This is a genomic window from Vibrio sp. 1562, from assembly GCF_033340155.1.
GTDB classification, from domain to species: Bacteria; Pseudomonadota; Gammaproteobacteria; order Enterobacterales; family Vibrionaceae; genus Vibrio; species Vibrio alginolyticus.
Genome location: NZ_JAWOVY010000003.1, coordinates 84,642 through 99,769 on the forward strand (window position 1 = coordinate 84,642; position 15,128 = coordinate 99,769).

General features: G+C 42.3%; 12 protein-coding genes. 7 read left to right on the forward strand and 5 right to left on the reverse strand.

Annotated elements, in window-relative coordinates:
* Positions 1-20: 20 nt before the first annotated feature.
* The 3 genes from R7Z49_RS03850 to R7Z49_RS03860 are packed head-to-tail and all read right to left on the reverse strand — an operon-like array spanning position 21 to position 2,391.
* Positions 21-956 carry a biotin-dependent carboxyltransferase family protein gene (locus tag R7Z49_RS03850; RefSeq protein ID WP_186585311.1) on the reverse strand — a complete coding sequence of 312 codons (936 nt, stop codon included), beginning with the start codon at positions 954-956 and terminating at the stop codon, positions 21-23.
* Complete coding sequence (locus R7Z49_RS03855) at positions 953-1,636, reverse strand: 5-oxoprolinase subunit B family protein (protein WP_005386313.1); 684 nt, start codon at positions 1,634-1,636, stop codon at positions 953-955. Before R7Z49_RS03855 ends, R7Z49_RS03850 begins: the two co-directional genes overlap by 4 nt.
* On the reverse strand, positions 1,636-2,391 hold the full coding sequence (locus R7Z49_RS03860; protein WP_186585310.1) for a 5-oxoprolinase subunit PxpA: 756 nt from the start codon (positions 2,389-2,391) through the stop codon (positions 1,636-1,638). The genes R7Z49_RS03855 and R7Z49_RS03860 overlap by 1 nt, the downstream gene beginning before the upstream one ends.
* 319 nt (positions 2,392-2,710) lie before the next feature.
* On the opposite strand from R7Z49_RS03860, the gene R7Z49_RS03865 reads away from it, so the two are divergent.
* On the forward strand, positions 2,711-4,669 hold the full coding sequence (locus tag R7Z49_RS03865; RefSeq protein WP_186585309.1) for a diguanylate cyclase domain-containing protein: 1,959 nt from the start codon (positions 2,711-2,713) through the stop codon (positions 4,667-4,669).
* A gap of 54 nt (positions 4,670-4,723) precedes the next feature.
* Positions 4,724-5,740, forward strand: coding sequence for a UDP-glucose 4-epimerase GalE (galE, locus tag R7Z49_RS03870; protein ID WP_005386320.1), 1,017 nt, complete (start codon positions 4,724-4,726; stop codon positions 5,738-5,740).
* A 334-nt stretch (positions 5,741-6,074) separates the two neighbouring features.
* Here galE and R7Z49_RS03875 read toward each other — a convergent pair whose 3' ends face one another.
* On the reverse strand, positions 6,075-8,213 hold the full coding sequence (locus tag R7Z49_RS03875) for a TonB-dependent hemoglobin/transferrin/lactoferrin family receptor (RefSeq protein ID WP_053303617.1): 2,139 nt from the start codon (positions 8,211-8,213) through the stop codon (positions 6,075-6,077).
* A gap of 231 nt (positions 8,214-8,444) precedes the next feature.
* Between R7Z49_RS03875 and R7Z49_RS03880 the strand changes: the two genes are divergently transcribed.
* Positions 8,445-9,332, forward strand: coding sequence for a LysR family transcriptional regulator (locus R7Z49_RS03880; protein WP_017634152.1), 888 nt, complete (start codon positions 8,445-8,447; stop codon positions 9,330-9,332).
* A 77-nt stretch (positions 9,333-9,409) separates the two neighbouring features.
* On the opposite strand, the gene R7Z49_RS03885 is transcribed toward R7Z49_RS03880, so the two are convergent.
* Positions 9,410-12,043 carry a bifunctional acetate--CoA ligase family protein/GNAT family N-acetyltransferase gene (locus R7Z49_RS03885; protein WP_318111360.1) on the reverse strand — a complete coding sequence of 878 codons (2,634 nt, stop codon included), beginning with the start codon at positions 12,041-12,043 and terminating at the stop codon, positions 9,410-9,412.
* A 236-nt stretch (positions 12,044-12,279) separates the two neighbouring features.
* Between R7Z49_RS03885 and R7Z49_RS03890 the strand changes: the two genes are divergently transcribed.
* The 4 genes from R7Z49_RS03890 (at position 12,280) to yciH (ending at position 14,816) form a co-directional block, all read left to right on the forward strand.
* Positions 12,280-12,849 (forward strand): SPOR domain-containing protein, encoded by a 570-nt coding sequence (locus tag R7Z49_RS03890; RefSeq protein WP_005390018.1) that lies wholly within the window; start codon positions 12,280-12,282, stop codon positions 12,847-12,849.
* Between the two features lie 149 nt (positions 12,850-12,998).
* Positions 12,999-13,988 (forward strand): D-alanine--D-alanine ligase, encoded by a 990-nt coding sequence (locus R7Z49_RS03895; protein ID WP_318111361.1) that lies wholly within the window; start codon positions 12,999-13,001, stop codon positions 13,986-13,988.
* 128 nt (positions 13,989-14,116) lie between these two features.
* Entirely contained in the window at positions 14,117-14,503 is a 387-nt protein-coding gene (locus tag R7Z49_RS03900) for a DUF3319 domain-containing protein (RefSeq protein ID WP_005376294.1), read from the forward strand.
* A gap of 1 nt (position 14,504) precedes the next feature.
* Positions 14,505-14,816: a stress response translation initiation inhibitor YciH gene (gene yciH, locus R7Z49_RS03905; protein ID WP_005376292.1), complete on the forward strand. Its 312-nt coding sequence runs from the start codon at positions 14,505-14,507 to the stop codon at positions 14,814-14,816.
* Positions 14,817-15,128: the final 312 nt, after the last annotated feature.

Sequence of the window (15,128 nt, forward strand, 5' to 3'; positions counted from 1 at the left end):
GTTTGGGCTCAGTGGTTGTATTAATACCCAAAAAACTGAGCCCATTGGCACCATACTTCTTGCAAGCCTAGTCTATCTCCTTTCACAAAATTGACTTTTTGTCCGGGTTTCGCCTGTGCCAGTCTAGGTAAGTCAATACGAGCTACGCAGCCAAATTTAGGATACCCGCCAATAGTCTGGTGATCGTTGAGCAGCACAATAGGGTTACCATCGCTAGGTACTTGAATTGAACCTAATGCAATTCCCTCTGATAGGACGCCTTCGTAAGGTGGATGAATGTTATTGCCCTCAAGACGGTAGCCCATGCGATTCGAATTGGGGGAGATGATGAATGCTTTGTTGTAAAATGCTTGGCGAGTGTCTTCATCAAAGTCCTCGTTCTGATAGCCTTCAATCACTCTCAACTTAATGGGTAAGTTGTAATCTGGCTTAAAGCGAAACGTCATTTGCCTTGGTTTACGTTTCGGTAAGTTATGAGGGACAAAGGGAAGAATATCGCCAGCTTTCAAAGCGCCACCATTTGAATCATAACCACCTAGAGATTCTCGCAAGACGGTCGATGCGCTTCCTAAGTGCTGAGCAACATTGAACCCACCTTTAACCGCTAGGTAGGAGCGAAGTCCATTCCTTGCGACTCCGAACTGAAGCTTCTGTCCTTTTTTCAACGTAAAGTCAGACCAATTTGAAATAGGTTCACCATCTATTTTTGCATTTAAATCACCGCCACATATAGCAAGGTGGCAGTTATGCAATGCAATAAAACAAGCGTTACCCAGAGTAATTTCAATTGCAACGCAATTGACTACGTTACCAAGCAAATGGTTGGCCCAACTGTAAGCATAGTCGTCGACCGGGCCACCTTGAGTCACACCGACATGCGCTAAGCCAAAACGACCAAAGTCTTGAACTAAAGAGAGCGGTCCTGGCTTTTCCACCAGTAATCCACCGTAACTCATAGTACGCCTCCTAAATCGATAAACTCTTGTTTTGAAATAGCATTAAAGGTGACCTTGTCACCCACTTCAAACGGTATAAAAGGAGGAGAGTCGGAGAAGAGCGCAAGCGGGCTTTTACCAATAATGTTCCATCCGCCAGGACTATCTGATGGATAGACGGCCGTTTTAGAGTCTGCGATTCCTACACTTCCGGCCGGCACTTGAGTTCTTGGTGTGGCAAGCCTTGCCATGTGCAATTGAGTATCAACGTCAGAGAGAAATGCAAAGCCTGGAGCAAAGCCAATTGCAGAAACCGCGTACTCGGTTTTCGTATGCAGGGTAATAAGATCGTCTAATGACAGACCTCGCTTTTGAAAACGAGATAGATCTAACGCGGTTTCTTCAGAGTAATATACAGGGATAGTAATGTGATTCGGCTGGGAAAGCTTAAGTGATTGAGTATCAAACTGGCTCACGATTTGTTGCAGCTCATTGACTAAGTTCTTTTCGTTGATTCGAAAAGGTAAGTAATCAATGAGAATAGTTTGATAGGAGGGGACAACGTTCATAACAATTGAAGCGAAAGTTTCTCTTATGCTGCGAGCAAGCTCTCCGACTGCATTTTCAGAAATACTCTCATCAAACTTAATGAAAATACTGCACTCGGAGATCAAAGAGATATTAAATTTCTCTTTATGCATTAATTTCCTCCAGCGTATAGGCTTTGGCGGATCTTTTGGATCAGCGCGATCGACTCTTCATTGTCACCATGAACACAAATTGTGTCGGCTTCCAATAATATGTAACCGCCTGAAGCGGTTTTGACACGCCCAGAGTCAGCTAAGGTCCGGACTTGCTCAAGTATCGCGTGCTCGCTTTTTAACACGGCATTGTGCTGTGTTCTAGGAGTCAGTAAGCCGTCATCTTGGTATAAACGATCTGCAAATGCTTCAAATAGCAAGGGAACATCATAATCGTCTGCGATTTCTAAGTATTTTTCGTTTTCCTGTGAAGCTAGGATCATTAACGGTACTTTGAACAGTGCTGCCGCCTTTACTACCGCTCTAAATATCGCATCACTTTTCATCATGTCGTTGTATAGAGCGCCATGAGGTTTTATGTAACTGATGTTTGTGTATTGCGCCCGGCATAATGCTTGTAAAGCACCAACCTGATATATAACCATGTTCGTAATTTCATCACCCGTCATGCTTATGCTTCGTCTGCCAAAGCCTTGTAGGTCGGCGTAACCTGGATGTGCGCCAATATCAACATCGTTGTCATTCGCTAGGGTGATAGTGTCGTGCATGACATTAGGGTCGGAGGCATGAAAACCACACGCGATGTTCGCCATATCAACATGGGGCATCACGTCTTCATCTGCGCCCATACTCCAAGAGCCAAAGCTCTCGCCCATATCACAGTTCAATGTAAGTTGCTGTTTATTCAATGTCATACGTTTTATTTCTACACAAGCAAGGGGTTTACGATGGAGGAAAATGCATCTAGGTTCAGTGACTCACTTCATTCTTCTATCATGAAAACGAAGCTTTTTGAGCAGATAGCTGACGAAAAAGATCACGTTAGTCCATAAAGATGTTGCCGTTATTTGAGTTGATCCGAATTTTAAGGTATTTCGTTTCTTTTCCATCCAATTTTTGAGAATTTAAGGTTATTTTGCATTAGCATCGTGTTAATCTTGTCGCCCTTCATGGGTGATAGATTGCATAATGGTTCTTCTGTCATTTTTGTGGTTGTCTGCGACAGGAATATATATGTCATTACGAGCGAAGCTTATTTGGCCTCTTCTGGTCTTTTTAACGGCTATCTTTGTTATCTCAAAAGGTTACACCTCGTATACTGTATACCAATCGTCTAAGCATGAACTGGTCGAGCAGACAAGAAAGCTGATTAACAATGTTTCTTTCTCAATTAAAGATGCGCTGACAACAAAGGACAAGCAAAAAGCTCAAACTATTCTCGCCAACTTTTTAAACCAGCCAAATGTAACGCGGGTCAAACTTTATGACCAAGATGACCAACCATTCGCTGTTATGGAGATAAGTGGGGCACTAGCACCCGTTCCAAGTCAAACCGAAAGAAGTAGGTTGCACGCTCTAGGCTATGCCTTATCAACCAAATTTCTTTATGTTCTGGAGCCGATTATCCATGATGGCTATGTCATTGGTAGCATGAGAGTTACGCTTTCTCATCGCCCAATTGTAGAAGCCATACAATCTTTACTTCAAGATGGCGCTTTACTTCTTCTGTTTCTGATCGCTGGTGGCACTGTTTTTTACATAAGTATCGAGAGGCTTGTTCTCAAGCCCGTTATGGAGCTTAGCCGCGTAATAGAGAATGTGACACACGGACGAAGCACGGAAAATCAAGCACGCTATTACGCCAACGATGAAATTGGAGAGCTCGCGAGATCTTTCAATCAAATGATGAACAGGTTAACAGTACGTGAGAAGCAGCGGCAACATTCACTAGACACACTAGAACAAAAGCGCGCATTTTCAGAAGAGGTTATCGAATCTGTTCAGCATGCATTAGTTATTACCGACAATTCCGGACGTGTTATTCATTGTAATACGGCGACCCAGCAAATATTTCAAAAAAAATTAGATGAGCTTAAATACGCCAATATTCGTGATCTAATTAAAACCAAAACACCGAATGAGCTGAGTCAGATCCTGAGTCGAGGCCTAGAGTGCGATGATATTCACCTCAAAAATGCAGATAACGAACAGCAGTTGAGCCTAACCAGTCGTCGCCTCTCGACACATGAATACTTACTGTTTTCGATTCAAGATATCACCGAAATTGAAGAAGCCATAAACCGGCAACGTGTTGCGGGACGCGTTTTTGAAAGCAGCCAAGATGGTCTCATTGTTCTTAATCATCGCGGTGTCATTACGATGGCAAACCCTGCCGTCACTAAGTTAGTCGGCTTAGAGGTGGATCAGCTTATTGGGAAGTCATTCATCCAAACGCTAAAGTGGCGCAAGTTACAGGAAATGATGCCTAGTATCATCGAGTCGATAGAAAATTATGGCGTTTGGCAAGGTGAAGTTATCGAGAAGAACCATATTGGTCAGTTTGTACCGATGTTTGCTCGAGTCAATCGTATCGTTAAGTGTGAAGACTATGGTTTCTATGATCTGGTTATTGTTCTTACCGACCTTTCCGGCGCAAAAGAGATGGAACGATTGGAGCATTTAGCTCATCACGATGCTTTAACGGGGTTAGCAAATCGATCTAAGTTCCATTTAGAGTTGGAACAACTAGTACAACGCTCTGGATACTTGCGTGACGAATTTGCAGTTTTGTACCTCGATCTGGATGGATTTAAAGAAGTTAACGATACCTACGGTCATGATGCAGGTGATGAAGTTTTGAAAAAAGTTTCCGAGCGTCTAACATCTGCGACGAGACATAGTGATTTAATCGCAAGACTTTCTGGTGATGAATTTGTCATGTTGGTTAATCCCGCCAATCAAAAAGTGGTCACCCGAATAGCAGAACAGTTGCTCGAGAGCATATGTGCTCCAATTGAGTACAAAGGTCACTTACTCAAAGTTGGCGTTAGTATCGGCGTAAAATTAGTCGGCGTAAATGAGCGCGATGCTACTCGAGTTTTAAAAAGTGCGGATACGGCAATGTATCAAGCAAAGAAAGCCGGGAAAGGCCAAGCAATATTAATGGGATGCGAATTACAAGAGACAGTTTAAATCGTAACGTCAAAGCTTTAAACTAACCCGATTCGCGTCAGAAGGAATAATAAAATGAAAGTACTCGTTACGGGTGGTATGGGTTATATCGGTAGTCATACGTGTATTCAAATGATCGAAGCTGGCATGACGCCAGTAATTCTAGACAACCTGTACAACAGTAAATCTACGGTATTAGATCGAATTGAAAAGGTATGTGGTGTAAAGCCAACCTTCATTCAAGCCGATATCAGAGACAAATTAGCGATGGTAGAAGCACTAAAGTCGCACAATATTGAAGCTGTTATCCATTTTGCAGGTTTAAAGGCCGTCGGTGAGTCTGTAGCAAAACCTCTAGAGTATTACGACAACAACGTTAATGGCACGTTAGTATTGGTTGATGCAATGCGTGAAGCCGGAGTTAAATCGTTGGTATTTAGTTCATCAGCGACTGTATACGGTGATCCTGCATCTGTACCCATCACTGAGGACTTTCCAACTAGCGCAACTAACCCATATGGGCGCAGCAAATTAATGGTAGAAGAGTGTTTAACCGACTTCCAAAATGCGAACCCTGACTGGAGCATTACACTTCTTCGTTACTTTAACCCGGTAGGTTCACATCCAACAGGCGAGCTAGGTGAAGATCCTCAAGGTATTCCCAACAACTTAATGCCGTTTGTTTCTCAAGTTGCGGTAGGGCGCAGAGAGTTCCTTTCTGTGTTTGGTAGTGATTATCCGACCAAAGATGGCACAGGCGTACGTGATTATATTCATGTAATGGACTTATCCGATGGTCACGTTGCTGCATTAGAAAAAGTAGGTAGCAAAGCTGGCCTTCATATCTATAACCTCGGTACTGGTAACGGCTACAGTGTACTGGACATGGTGAAAGCATTTGAAGCCGCAAGTGGTAAAGATGTCCCATACCAACTTGTTGAGCGTCGTCCAGGTGATATTGCAGAGTGTTGGGCGGATCCATCAAAAGCGATGAATGAGTTAGGTTGGAAAGCAACTCGTACTCTAGAAGAAATGACTGGCGATACATGGCGCTGGCAGTCTACTAACCCTCAAGGTTATCCAGATGCCTAATCTTTAATTTACATAATAGTAACAAAAAGGCGCATAATTGCGTCTTTTTTGATCCAAATCGGAAAAAATCGTAAATTACTGGTTAAAAGGTAGCAAGTATATATAGAGCTGTTAAACTATGCCCGACTCTTAATTTGGGTTATAAATTTTCTCGTAGCTATTGGGGTAGTTCATGGAACTCGGTCTGATCATCACTTTCATCATTGCAGCAGCAGTAATGGTGAAAAAAGAGATGGCAAAACAGTAAACTTTCATTTTTCATACTTTTCTTTACATTTTTGAAATGAAAGCCATAAAAAAGCCAGCATTACGCTGGCTTTTGTGTTTTTAAGGTTTAGAACTCGTATTTAACACTAATGTTGTAATTACGCTCAGCTTGCGTTTTGTCTCGACTTAACTCAGTCTTACCACGAACATCGTTCCAAAGATGGTATTCTTCATTCGTTAGATTCATAACACCAGCACGAATGGTTATATCTTTCATTGGTTTGTAGTACGCCGTTAAGTCAACGACTGTCGCAGACGGCAAAGCAACTTGGTCTTTGATTCCGCCTTTATCACCATCAGAGTTGATATCACTGTTCGATTTCTTAGCCGTGTAGTTTACTTTTAGGCTTGTCCCCCAAAGTGCATTTGGTGAATCGTAATTTACAGCAGCTACGGCATTCCATGGGTTTACACTGTTCAAAGGATTACCATCACCATCTTCACCTTCTGTGTATGCTGCAACAAAGCGAGTTGTCACGCCTGATGGAAGACCAGCAATGGCATGCCAATCAAGACGGTTAGAGAGCTCAACCCCTTTAATGTTTGCTTCACTAATATTGATATTTGTGAATTCAGTTAAACCACCATTGTTTGATGACGTTTGCTCAATAAAGTCACTGTAATCACTGTAGTAGAACGCTACTTCAGTTGCAGACGCTGCAGTGTTATGACGGTAACCAAGTTCATAAGACAAACTCTTTTCAGATCCCAAATTTGGGTTAGGGCGGTTGGTATAGCCATGAGCCGGATTATCGTAGGTGTAGTAAAGCTCGTCGAACGATGGCGCTCGGAACCCTTGGCTCACTTGCGCGAAGATCGTGCCAGGTTGCGATACAGAGTAAGTTGCTCCTAAACGACCAGTTAATGCAGAGTCGCTAAACTTCTCGAATGACTCTTCAGAAGTATTTGAAGGATTAGTAGAGAAGTAATCGTAACGCACACCTGGAGTCAGAATTAGCTTGTCATTAAGAAGCGAAATTTCATCTTGCAAGAATAAACCAAAGCTTTCTTCTTTTGCATCCGGTGTGTAAACGTAAACAGTATCTGGCGTGCCAGGATCGGAATTAAACTCGCGATTGGTATTACTGATGTCACTATGTTTGTACGATATTCCGTAAACAATATAGTGATTTTGAATCTCTTTATCTAACTGAGTTTCGAATTCAAATTTGTCTTCAGTATATTCGTAATCTTTTTTCTGTTGGTTGTCACCACTAGGCGGTACGTAAGGTGGGTAACCTGGGCTGGCTTCGATAAAGCGATTAGACACGCCGTTTTCTTCTTTACCAATCCATGTAAGCTTGGACGTGATCGTATCCGAGATAGCTGCATCTGCAAACCAAATGTGCTTGAGCCCAATGCGATTTTGCTTGGTTGTGTCTTCAGCGTTGAAGTTTTTGTAACTTTTATGTGCGATCTCTGAGTCAGTCTCGTTGTAAATAACTTCTCCCAAGAACTCCAAGCGATGAGCGTCATTCAATTGAGATTGAAGTTTTACCAATAGATCGTTTTTGTAATAATCTTGGTTGTCCACAGAATAGTTATCGTAAGGCGCCTTAGAGAAATTTTGTAGCTCTGCACCATCACGGCGTGTAAAGGCTATAAGTGCTTCTGTATTACCGAAACGCTTTGCTAAAGCTACATGCTCACTAAAAGAGTTATCTTCCGATGAATAAGAGAGTTTAGCTTGACCACCAAAGTCTTTACCATCTTTGAGGAAATCCTTCGGATCTTTTGTTTCGAATGCGACAACACCGCCAATTGCATCACTACCATGTAGGCTAGAAGCTGCTCCTTTAACAATTTCGACACTCTTTAGCATATCGGGGTCGACAGTAACGGCACTAGAATTGATAAACGAATATGGTCCACCGCTGAATACACCTGGTTGAGATGCACCGTCTACTAAGATTTTAACTCGTTTACCTTCCATCCCGCGAATGTTAATACTTTGGACGCCTTGGCGTTGAGTGCCATTAACAGTAACACCTGGCGTATACTCGAATAGATCATTCAAGTCCTTTACCATGTTTTCTTCGATGTCTTTCTCTGATACAACAGCAACAGAAGCAGCAACAGTGTTTATGGTTTGGTTGGTACGGGTGGCCGACACAACGACTTCTTCAAACTTAGAAGCTTCTTCCGCATAAGCAGTATGGGAAAGGGCAACTAAAATGGAGGCTGACAAAATTGATTTTTTATACATTGGCTTCAATACCTTAGATCCATAATAGGTAACAACACGCGGATATTAATGGATCTAAATGGTAATTACTATCATTACCATTGTCATTTATTGATTTGTATTGAATCTTCTTCTTAGGCTATGAGCATTCCTAGTCTTTAGTTATCAATATGTTATATTATTTGTCGTTAGTTCTTGATAAGTTCATCCAAATACAACGAATGTGATGAATATCACATTAAGAGAGGCCATGTGCAGAGTCCAATTACGTTAGAAGCACTCCATATTCTAGATGCTATTGATCGAAGAGGGAGTTTTGCTGCTGCTGCGAATGAGTTAGACAGAGCCCCGTCATCGCTGAGCTATCAAATCCAGAAACTCGAGCAAGACTTAGACATTATTATCTTCGATCGCTCTGGTCACAAAGCCCATTTTACTGAAGCAGGTAAGCTTATTCTTGAAAGAGGAAGAGCCATTTTACAAGCCAGTGAAAAGTTAGTGAACGATGCAACGTTATTGGCGAATGGCTGGGAACTGGATATTACCATTGCCTTCGATGGCATTATTCCTATATCCAACTTTTTCCCGATGGTTGATGCGCTGGCCGAGGTCAGCTCAACTCGAGTCAGGCTGCAAGAGGAGATTCTGGCTGGTAGCTGGGAGTCGTTGAATACGGGGAGAGCTGATTTACTGATTTGCCCATCACTGGATACGCTTCCTCAAGAAGTTAAGTCAGAAAAAATTGGTAAAATGAGTATGTATTGGGTAGCTTCCGCTGATCACTATGTTCACAAGCGTAGTGGTAAGTTTGATGAAGCAGCGCGAGAAAAGTATCGGATTATTGCTATTGCAGATACCGCACGTGAGCAACCAGCGCTCTCAATTAATATCATTCAAAAACAGCCTCGCTTGACCGTCACCAACTTTACGGCAAAAGTAGAAGCGCTAACTGCAGGTTTAGGCATTGGTACATTACCAAGCCAAATTGCACAACCTCTTATTGATAGTGGTGTATTGAAACGAATCGAAGGCACTGAAGAACAGCCGATGGATATTATTTTGGCATGGCGCCGGAACACTATGGGTGAGGCAAAATCCTGGTGTATTCAGTACTTAAAAAAGAATTGGAAACTAAAGTAACAACGTAACTTTTACTTCTTAGATTCCCATTGATTATCGAATGTAAGAAGTAAAAGTCATCGCTAATGCTGCGCTTTTCAATTTAAAGGGAGCACCATATCTGCCGTACCGTCTGCAAACTGGACATCGATCTCAAACCCCAAGTTCTGAGCCAACATCAACATTCCTCTGTTTGTTGGCATGGTCATTCCAGACATTTGCTTTGTGCCTTTAATTTTGCAATAGCTGATTATTTTCTGCATCAGCACTTTGCCTAAACCTTTTCCTTTCAAATCTGAACGAACCAAAATAGCAAACTCAGCGTCACTATTGTCTGGTGTAATCAATGCGCGGGCTACCCCTATGATAGACGGTCCGTCAGTATTAAACGCTACCGCAACAAACGCCATTTCGCGGTCGTAGTCTATTTGAGTAAAGTTTGCCAAAGCCTCATGGTTGAACTCTCCAACTTCAGAAAAGAATCGCTTATAGAGATCTTCTTTCGATACGCTATTAATGAATTGAGCATGCAGCGGCTCATCCTCAGGCAAGATAGGGCGAAGCAGGATAGGTTGGCCATCTCGAAGCGTCACCGTTTCGACAAACTCTGCCGGGAAAGGGCGAATCGCTAGCCGTTTTTGGGCGTCTCCTTCGTACTTACACAGTGTGACATCTGCATCAAGGATAGTTAAATCGCTTCCGGACACTAGCACTGGATGGATATCCAGTTTTTGTATTTCTGGTAACTCAACTGCCATTTGGGAGATACGAACCAAGAACTTCGACAACTCAGTAATATCGAGCGCATCTTTGTGTTTCTGCAGGCGAATCTTTCCAGACTTTAGGGCAACAACGACAAGGTAGCGCGCAAGCGTCATGTTCAAAGGAGGAAGTGCAGCGACGGCATCTTGGGCGATATTCCACTCAGAGCCGCCTTGACCAAGCAAGATCACTGGTCCAAAGACTTTATCTACTGCAATACTAACCCGTAGCTCTTCAGCGCTGCCGAGCTTTGCCATCCCTTGTACCAACAGCCCATGTACATTGGCGGAAGGGTAACTGAGCTTTACGGTATCTAAAATGGATAGCGCTGCGTTGGAAACTTCTCGACTGTTTCTTAAATTTAGAGCGACACCGTGAACATCCGATTTATGAGGAATGTCTGGAGAACGTAATTTAACCGCAACAGGGTATCCAATATTTTCTGCCATATGAACAGCTTCAATGTCGTCAGATGCAATCCACGTAGGCAAAACGTTAAACCCGAACAGCTTAAATAATGGGCTGGTTTGATGCGTATCCAAGGTGACTGTGTTTTTATCCAGTAGTCGTTCGTTTACCCATTCTTTTGCTGAACTCACACTTCCAGAATGTAATGGCTCTGCCGTCGTTGGCGTTTCCATTAGTTGTTTCTGGTTTCGTCTGTATTCGACCAAGTGCATGTATGCTACAACCGAACTTTCAGGTGTTCTATAGGTTGGAATGCCTGCTTGAGTAAAGGCCAGTCGCGCTTCTCTCGACGTTTGTTCTCCTGACCAGTTGGTCAAGATATTAAAATGCTTATGCCGAGGGTGAGATTTGATGGCATTAATAACGACTTGAGCAGTTTCAAGAGGATCAGAAACAGCAGAAGGACTATGCATAATCAATATCGCATCTGCACAGTCGTTATTCATCAGCGCGTTAATGGTATCAATATAGCGTTTTTGGGTTGCGTCACCAGACAGATCAATTGGATTTCGAGCACGCCAGTTGGATGGAAGTACTGCTTGTAATTGCTCAATGGAAGCGTCATCAAGCGTTGCGAGTTGGCCACCACGTTCAATCAAAGTATCAACGGACATAACAGCAGGGCCGCCGCCATTGGTGATGATCGCTAAACGCTCTCCACGAAGTGGCACAGAATGCGTGAGTGTTTCTACCGCGGCAAAAAGCTCATGCGTATTGCTGACTCGTAACATACCAGTTCTGCGAATAGCAGAATCGTAAATTACGTCAAGTGTATCTCCGTCTTGCTGCTCAAAAGTATTCATCTCTTTAGAGCGGCCCGCTTTTAGCACCAATATACGTCGGTTACGTGAAGCGGCGCGCGCAGCAGACATAAATCGGCGAGCGTCTTGGATATTATCAACATAAAGCAGAATAGCTTCAGTGTTTCCATCCATACTCAAATAGTCGAGCAAATCTGCAAAATCGATATCTTGTCCGCGCCCAATCGAAATGAACGAAGAAAAACCAATGTTCTTATCATTTGCCCAGTCTAAAACCGTGGTACAAACCGCCGCGGATTGTGAGATGAAAGCAATTTTTCCGGGTTTAGCTGCAACAGGGGAAAACGTGCAGTTAAAATTGTGCCAAGGAAGGATGATACCTAAGCTGTTTGGGCCTAAGACTCGAATGTTCAATGATGAGATATCTAAAGGATTAGGGTCATCAGAGATAACAATCGCAAACGGTGTGCCTCTCTCATCTAGATCTTTAAGCAATTGCTCGTTACGTGAAACGTTCGTACACAAAATTGCAATATCTGGCGTATAGGGCAGGGAAGCTACATCAGGGTAAGCGATCACGCCAGATACGGCTTTATATCGCGGCGTTACTGGCATAATCGCGCCACCAAATCCACTTTGTAGAAGGTTGCGTATCACAACATGTCCTGCTCGCAATGCTTTTTGAGATGCCCCAATAACGGCCACAGAGTTGGGTTTAAAGAGTTTATGTAATTTATTCATGCTGACTCCTGGCCGTTTGTAAGTCACGTTGGCTTCTCGGTTTCATATCAATCATAAACGAATAATTTACTGATAAAACATCTTCAGACCAGACATTGCAGAAAATGTGTACGATGCTTATGGAGTTTGTGTTATTCATCACATCAAAATCACAGATTATTGTATTTGATGCTTGATAAACGGCCCTGCTATCGGCATGATTTATCGTAATATTTATCCAGAGCATTTGTTACTTCATGAAAAAAATCGCAATCATCGGCTTGTCAGTTCTGCTTTCTGCTTGTGCATCTGAAACTTACATCACGGATGTGACCTCAGAAAGTTACCGAGAGGACTACAAATCAGATCGTATCTCTAAACCAATTATGGCGTCTGAAAACGCTGTAGTAGAAAAAGACGTACAACCAACTGTTGTGAAAATGACGGCAAAGCCTGAAGAGAAGAAAGTAGTCAAGCTAACGCCAAAAGAGCAGGCGAAGCCAGTTAAGATCGTACCACCAAGTAAAAAGCAAGCTGGCATTCAACGATTCGGCTATACCATTCAAGTCGCAGCTGTGGGTAGCCAAGCGAAAGTCGATCAGTTTGCAAATAAGCTGCCACAGAACGGTCAGCCAATTTGGGAAAACTACAAAGTTGTAAACGGTACTAAGTGGTTCTCAGTTTTGTACGGAGACTACGCAACAAGCGCAGAAGCCAAGCAAGCGATTTCGACTTTGCCAGCTCAATTTCAGCAGTTAAGGCCATTTGTTAAAAGCATTGATGCAATCAAAAACTCAGCTTACCCAACGCTTAACAAATTAAATTAACACATCAAATAAGGGAGCGAATAGCTCCCTTATTTATTTGCTCAAATCCTATTCGAACAACATTCCTCACATTAAAATTACTGTACGTCACACTTCAAAGGTTTATCATAATAAATAGTATCTTTTGTAGGTCACGGAAAGATGGATTCATGATTAAAAATATTCTTTTACTATGCGGCGGTGGCTCTTCTGAGCACGAGATTTCATTATTGTCTGCAAATTTTGTCGAACAACAACTAAACCTTATTGAAGACGTTCACGTTACACGCGTAGAAATAAAAAACGAAGGTTGGATGACCAACCAAGGTGAGTTGGTTTACTTGGATCTCAATACCAAGCAGTTGTGCTCAAGTGAATCTAATCAAACCATTGATTTCATCGTGCCTTGTATACATGGTTTTCCTGGCGAAACAGGCGACATTCAATCTCTGTTTGAAATCGCAGGTATTCCTTATCTTGGCTGCGGGCCAGAAGCGAGTAGCAATAGTTTCAATAAAATCACATCTAAGCTTTGGTACGACGCTATCGGCATACCCAATACGCCATACTTATTCTTAACGCGAAACGATGAAGAAGCTCACGTTCAAGCTCATAAAGCCTTTGAAAAGTGGGGAAAAGTTTTTGTTAAAGCCGCTCGCCAAGGCTCTTCCGTTGGCTGTTACAGTGTCACAAAAAAAGACAAGCTTTCTAATGCAGTAAATGATGCTTTTGGGTTTTCTGACCAAGTGTTGGTTGAGAAAGCAGTAAAACCTCGAGAACTTGAAGTTGCTGCATATGAGATGAATGGCCAACTACATATCACTAAGCCAGGCGAGGTCATCGCGCCTGATGGTGCTTTTTACTCGTACGATGAAAAGTACAGCAGTTCAAGTCACTCGCTCACAGAAGTTGAGGCGAAGAATCTAACTCAAATACAATTAGATTCCATCCAACACGCGTCTGAGGCGGTATTTAAACAAATGAATCTTCGTCATTTATCTCGTATCGACTTTTTCCTAACGGAAGATGATGAGATTTACTTAAACGAAGTAAACACATTTCCAGGAATGACTCCGATCTCAATGTTCCCTAAAATGCTTCAAAACAACGGGCACAAATTTCATGAGTTCTTGGAAGATTGTATAAACAGTGCAAAGTGATTAACGTTATCGAGACGCGTTTTATGATACAAGTTGTTTTCTAGAGCAAGGTTTATTCAAGCCGTATTTGAATATTGCTCAGTAGCAATTATGATTATATCAACGCATTAAACAGATGACTCAGTGGTATGGCGATTTCAAATTATAGAGGTTTTAACCTGCAGTCAGTCGGATCAGATGGCAGTGTTTGGAAGGTTAAAATCAAGAACCACGTCTTACAGGGAAGTTTGACGGCGGTAAAGAAAAGCATTGATTGGTGGTGTGACACCGCATCGATTATTGATCCCAAAGAGTTTGCTTCACTCGGACAGAGAGTGCAGCAAACAGGTGTTGCAAAATCAGAGGTCTTTAACGGCTATACTATTCAAAATGATACAGGCCAACCTAACTCTTGGTACTGTATGTTTAATGGTAAACTGATTAAGGGCAGTAAAGCCGCTATTCAACGCCATATCGAAGCTTATTTGGTTGCAAAGCAAAAAGCGATGCAAGCTCAACAACAAAAGAAACAATAGAATGACTCTGGTATATTCAACAGAAACCGGTCGAATTAAACCGGAAGAAGAAAAAGTATCTCGCCCTAAAGGCGATGGTGTTGTTCGGATTCAGCGCCAAACGAAAGGCCGTAAAGGTAAAGGCGTATGCATTGTTACAGGTTTAGACTTGGATGATGCACCTTTAAAGTTATTAGCGGCAGAACTCAAAAAAGTCTGTGGCTGTGGTGGCTCTGTAAAAGATGGCAATATCGAGATTCAAGGTGATGCTAGAGACAAGATCAAGGCACATCTTGAAAAGAAAGGCATGACAGTCAAATTAGCCGGTGGCTAATTTAATATTTCCAGTAAACAAAAATGGCGTCTAAAGAAATAGACGCCATTTTTTATAAGTTGCTAATTGAAGAGCAAGCAATCGTAGATTGATAGATCGATATTAGCTATTTTATGGTAAATAACCATTATGTTTAATGCTCACCGTAAGGCCCTTAAATTTAAAATCTGCAGGGGAATAGGAGCATACTCAGACAACATTTAGCGTACGGCTATATGTGATTTAACATAATATACATAATGCGCACTAAGGCAGTTGCTTTTTACTGAAGCCATGAATCACAACAACCAAACCTAAAACATAAACCCCTAG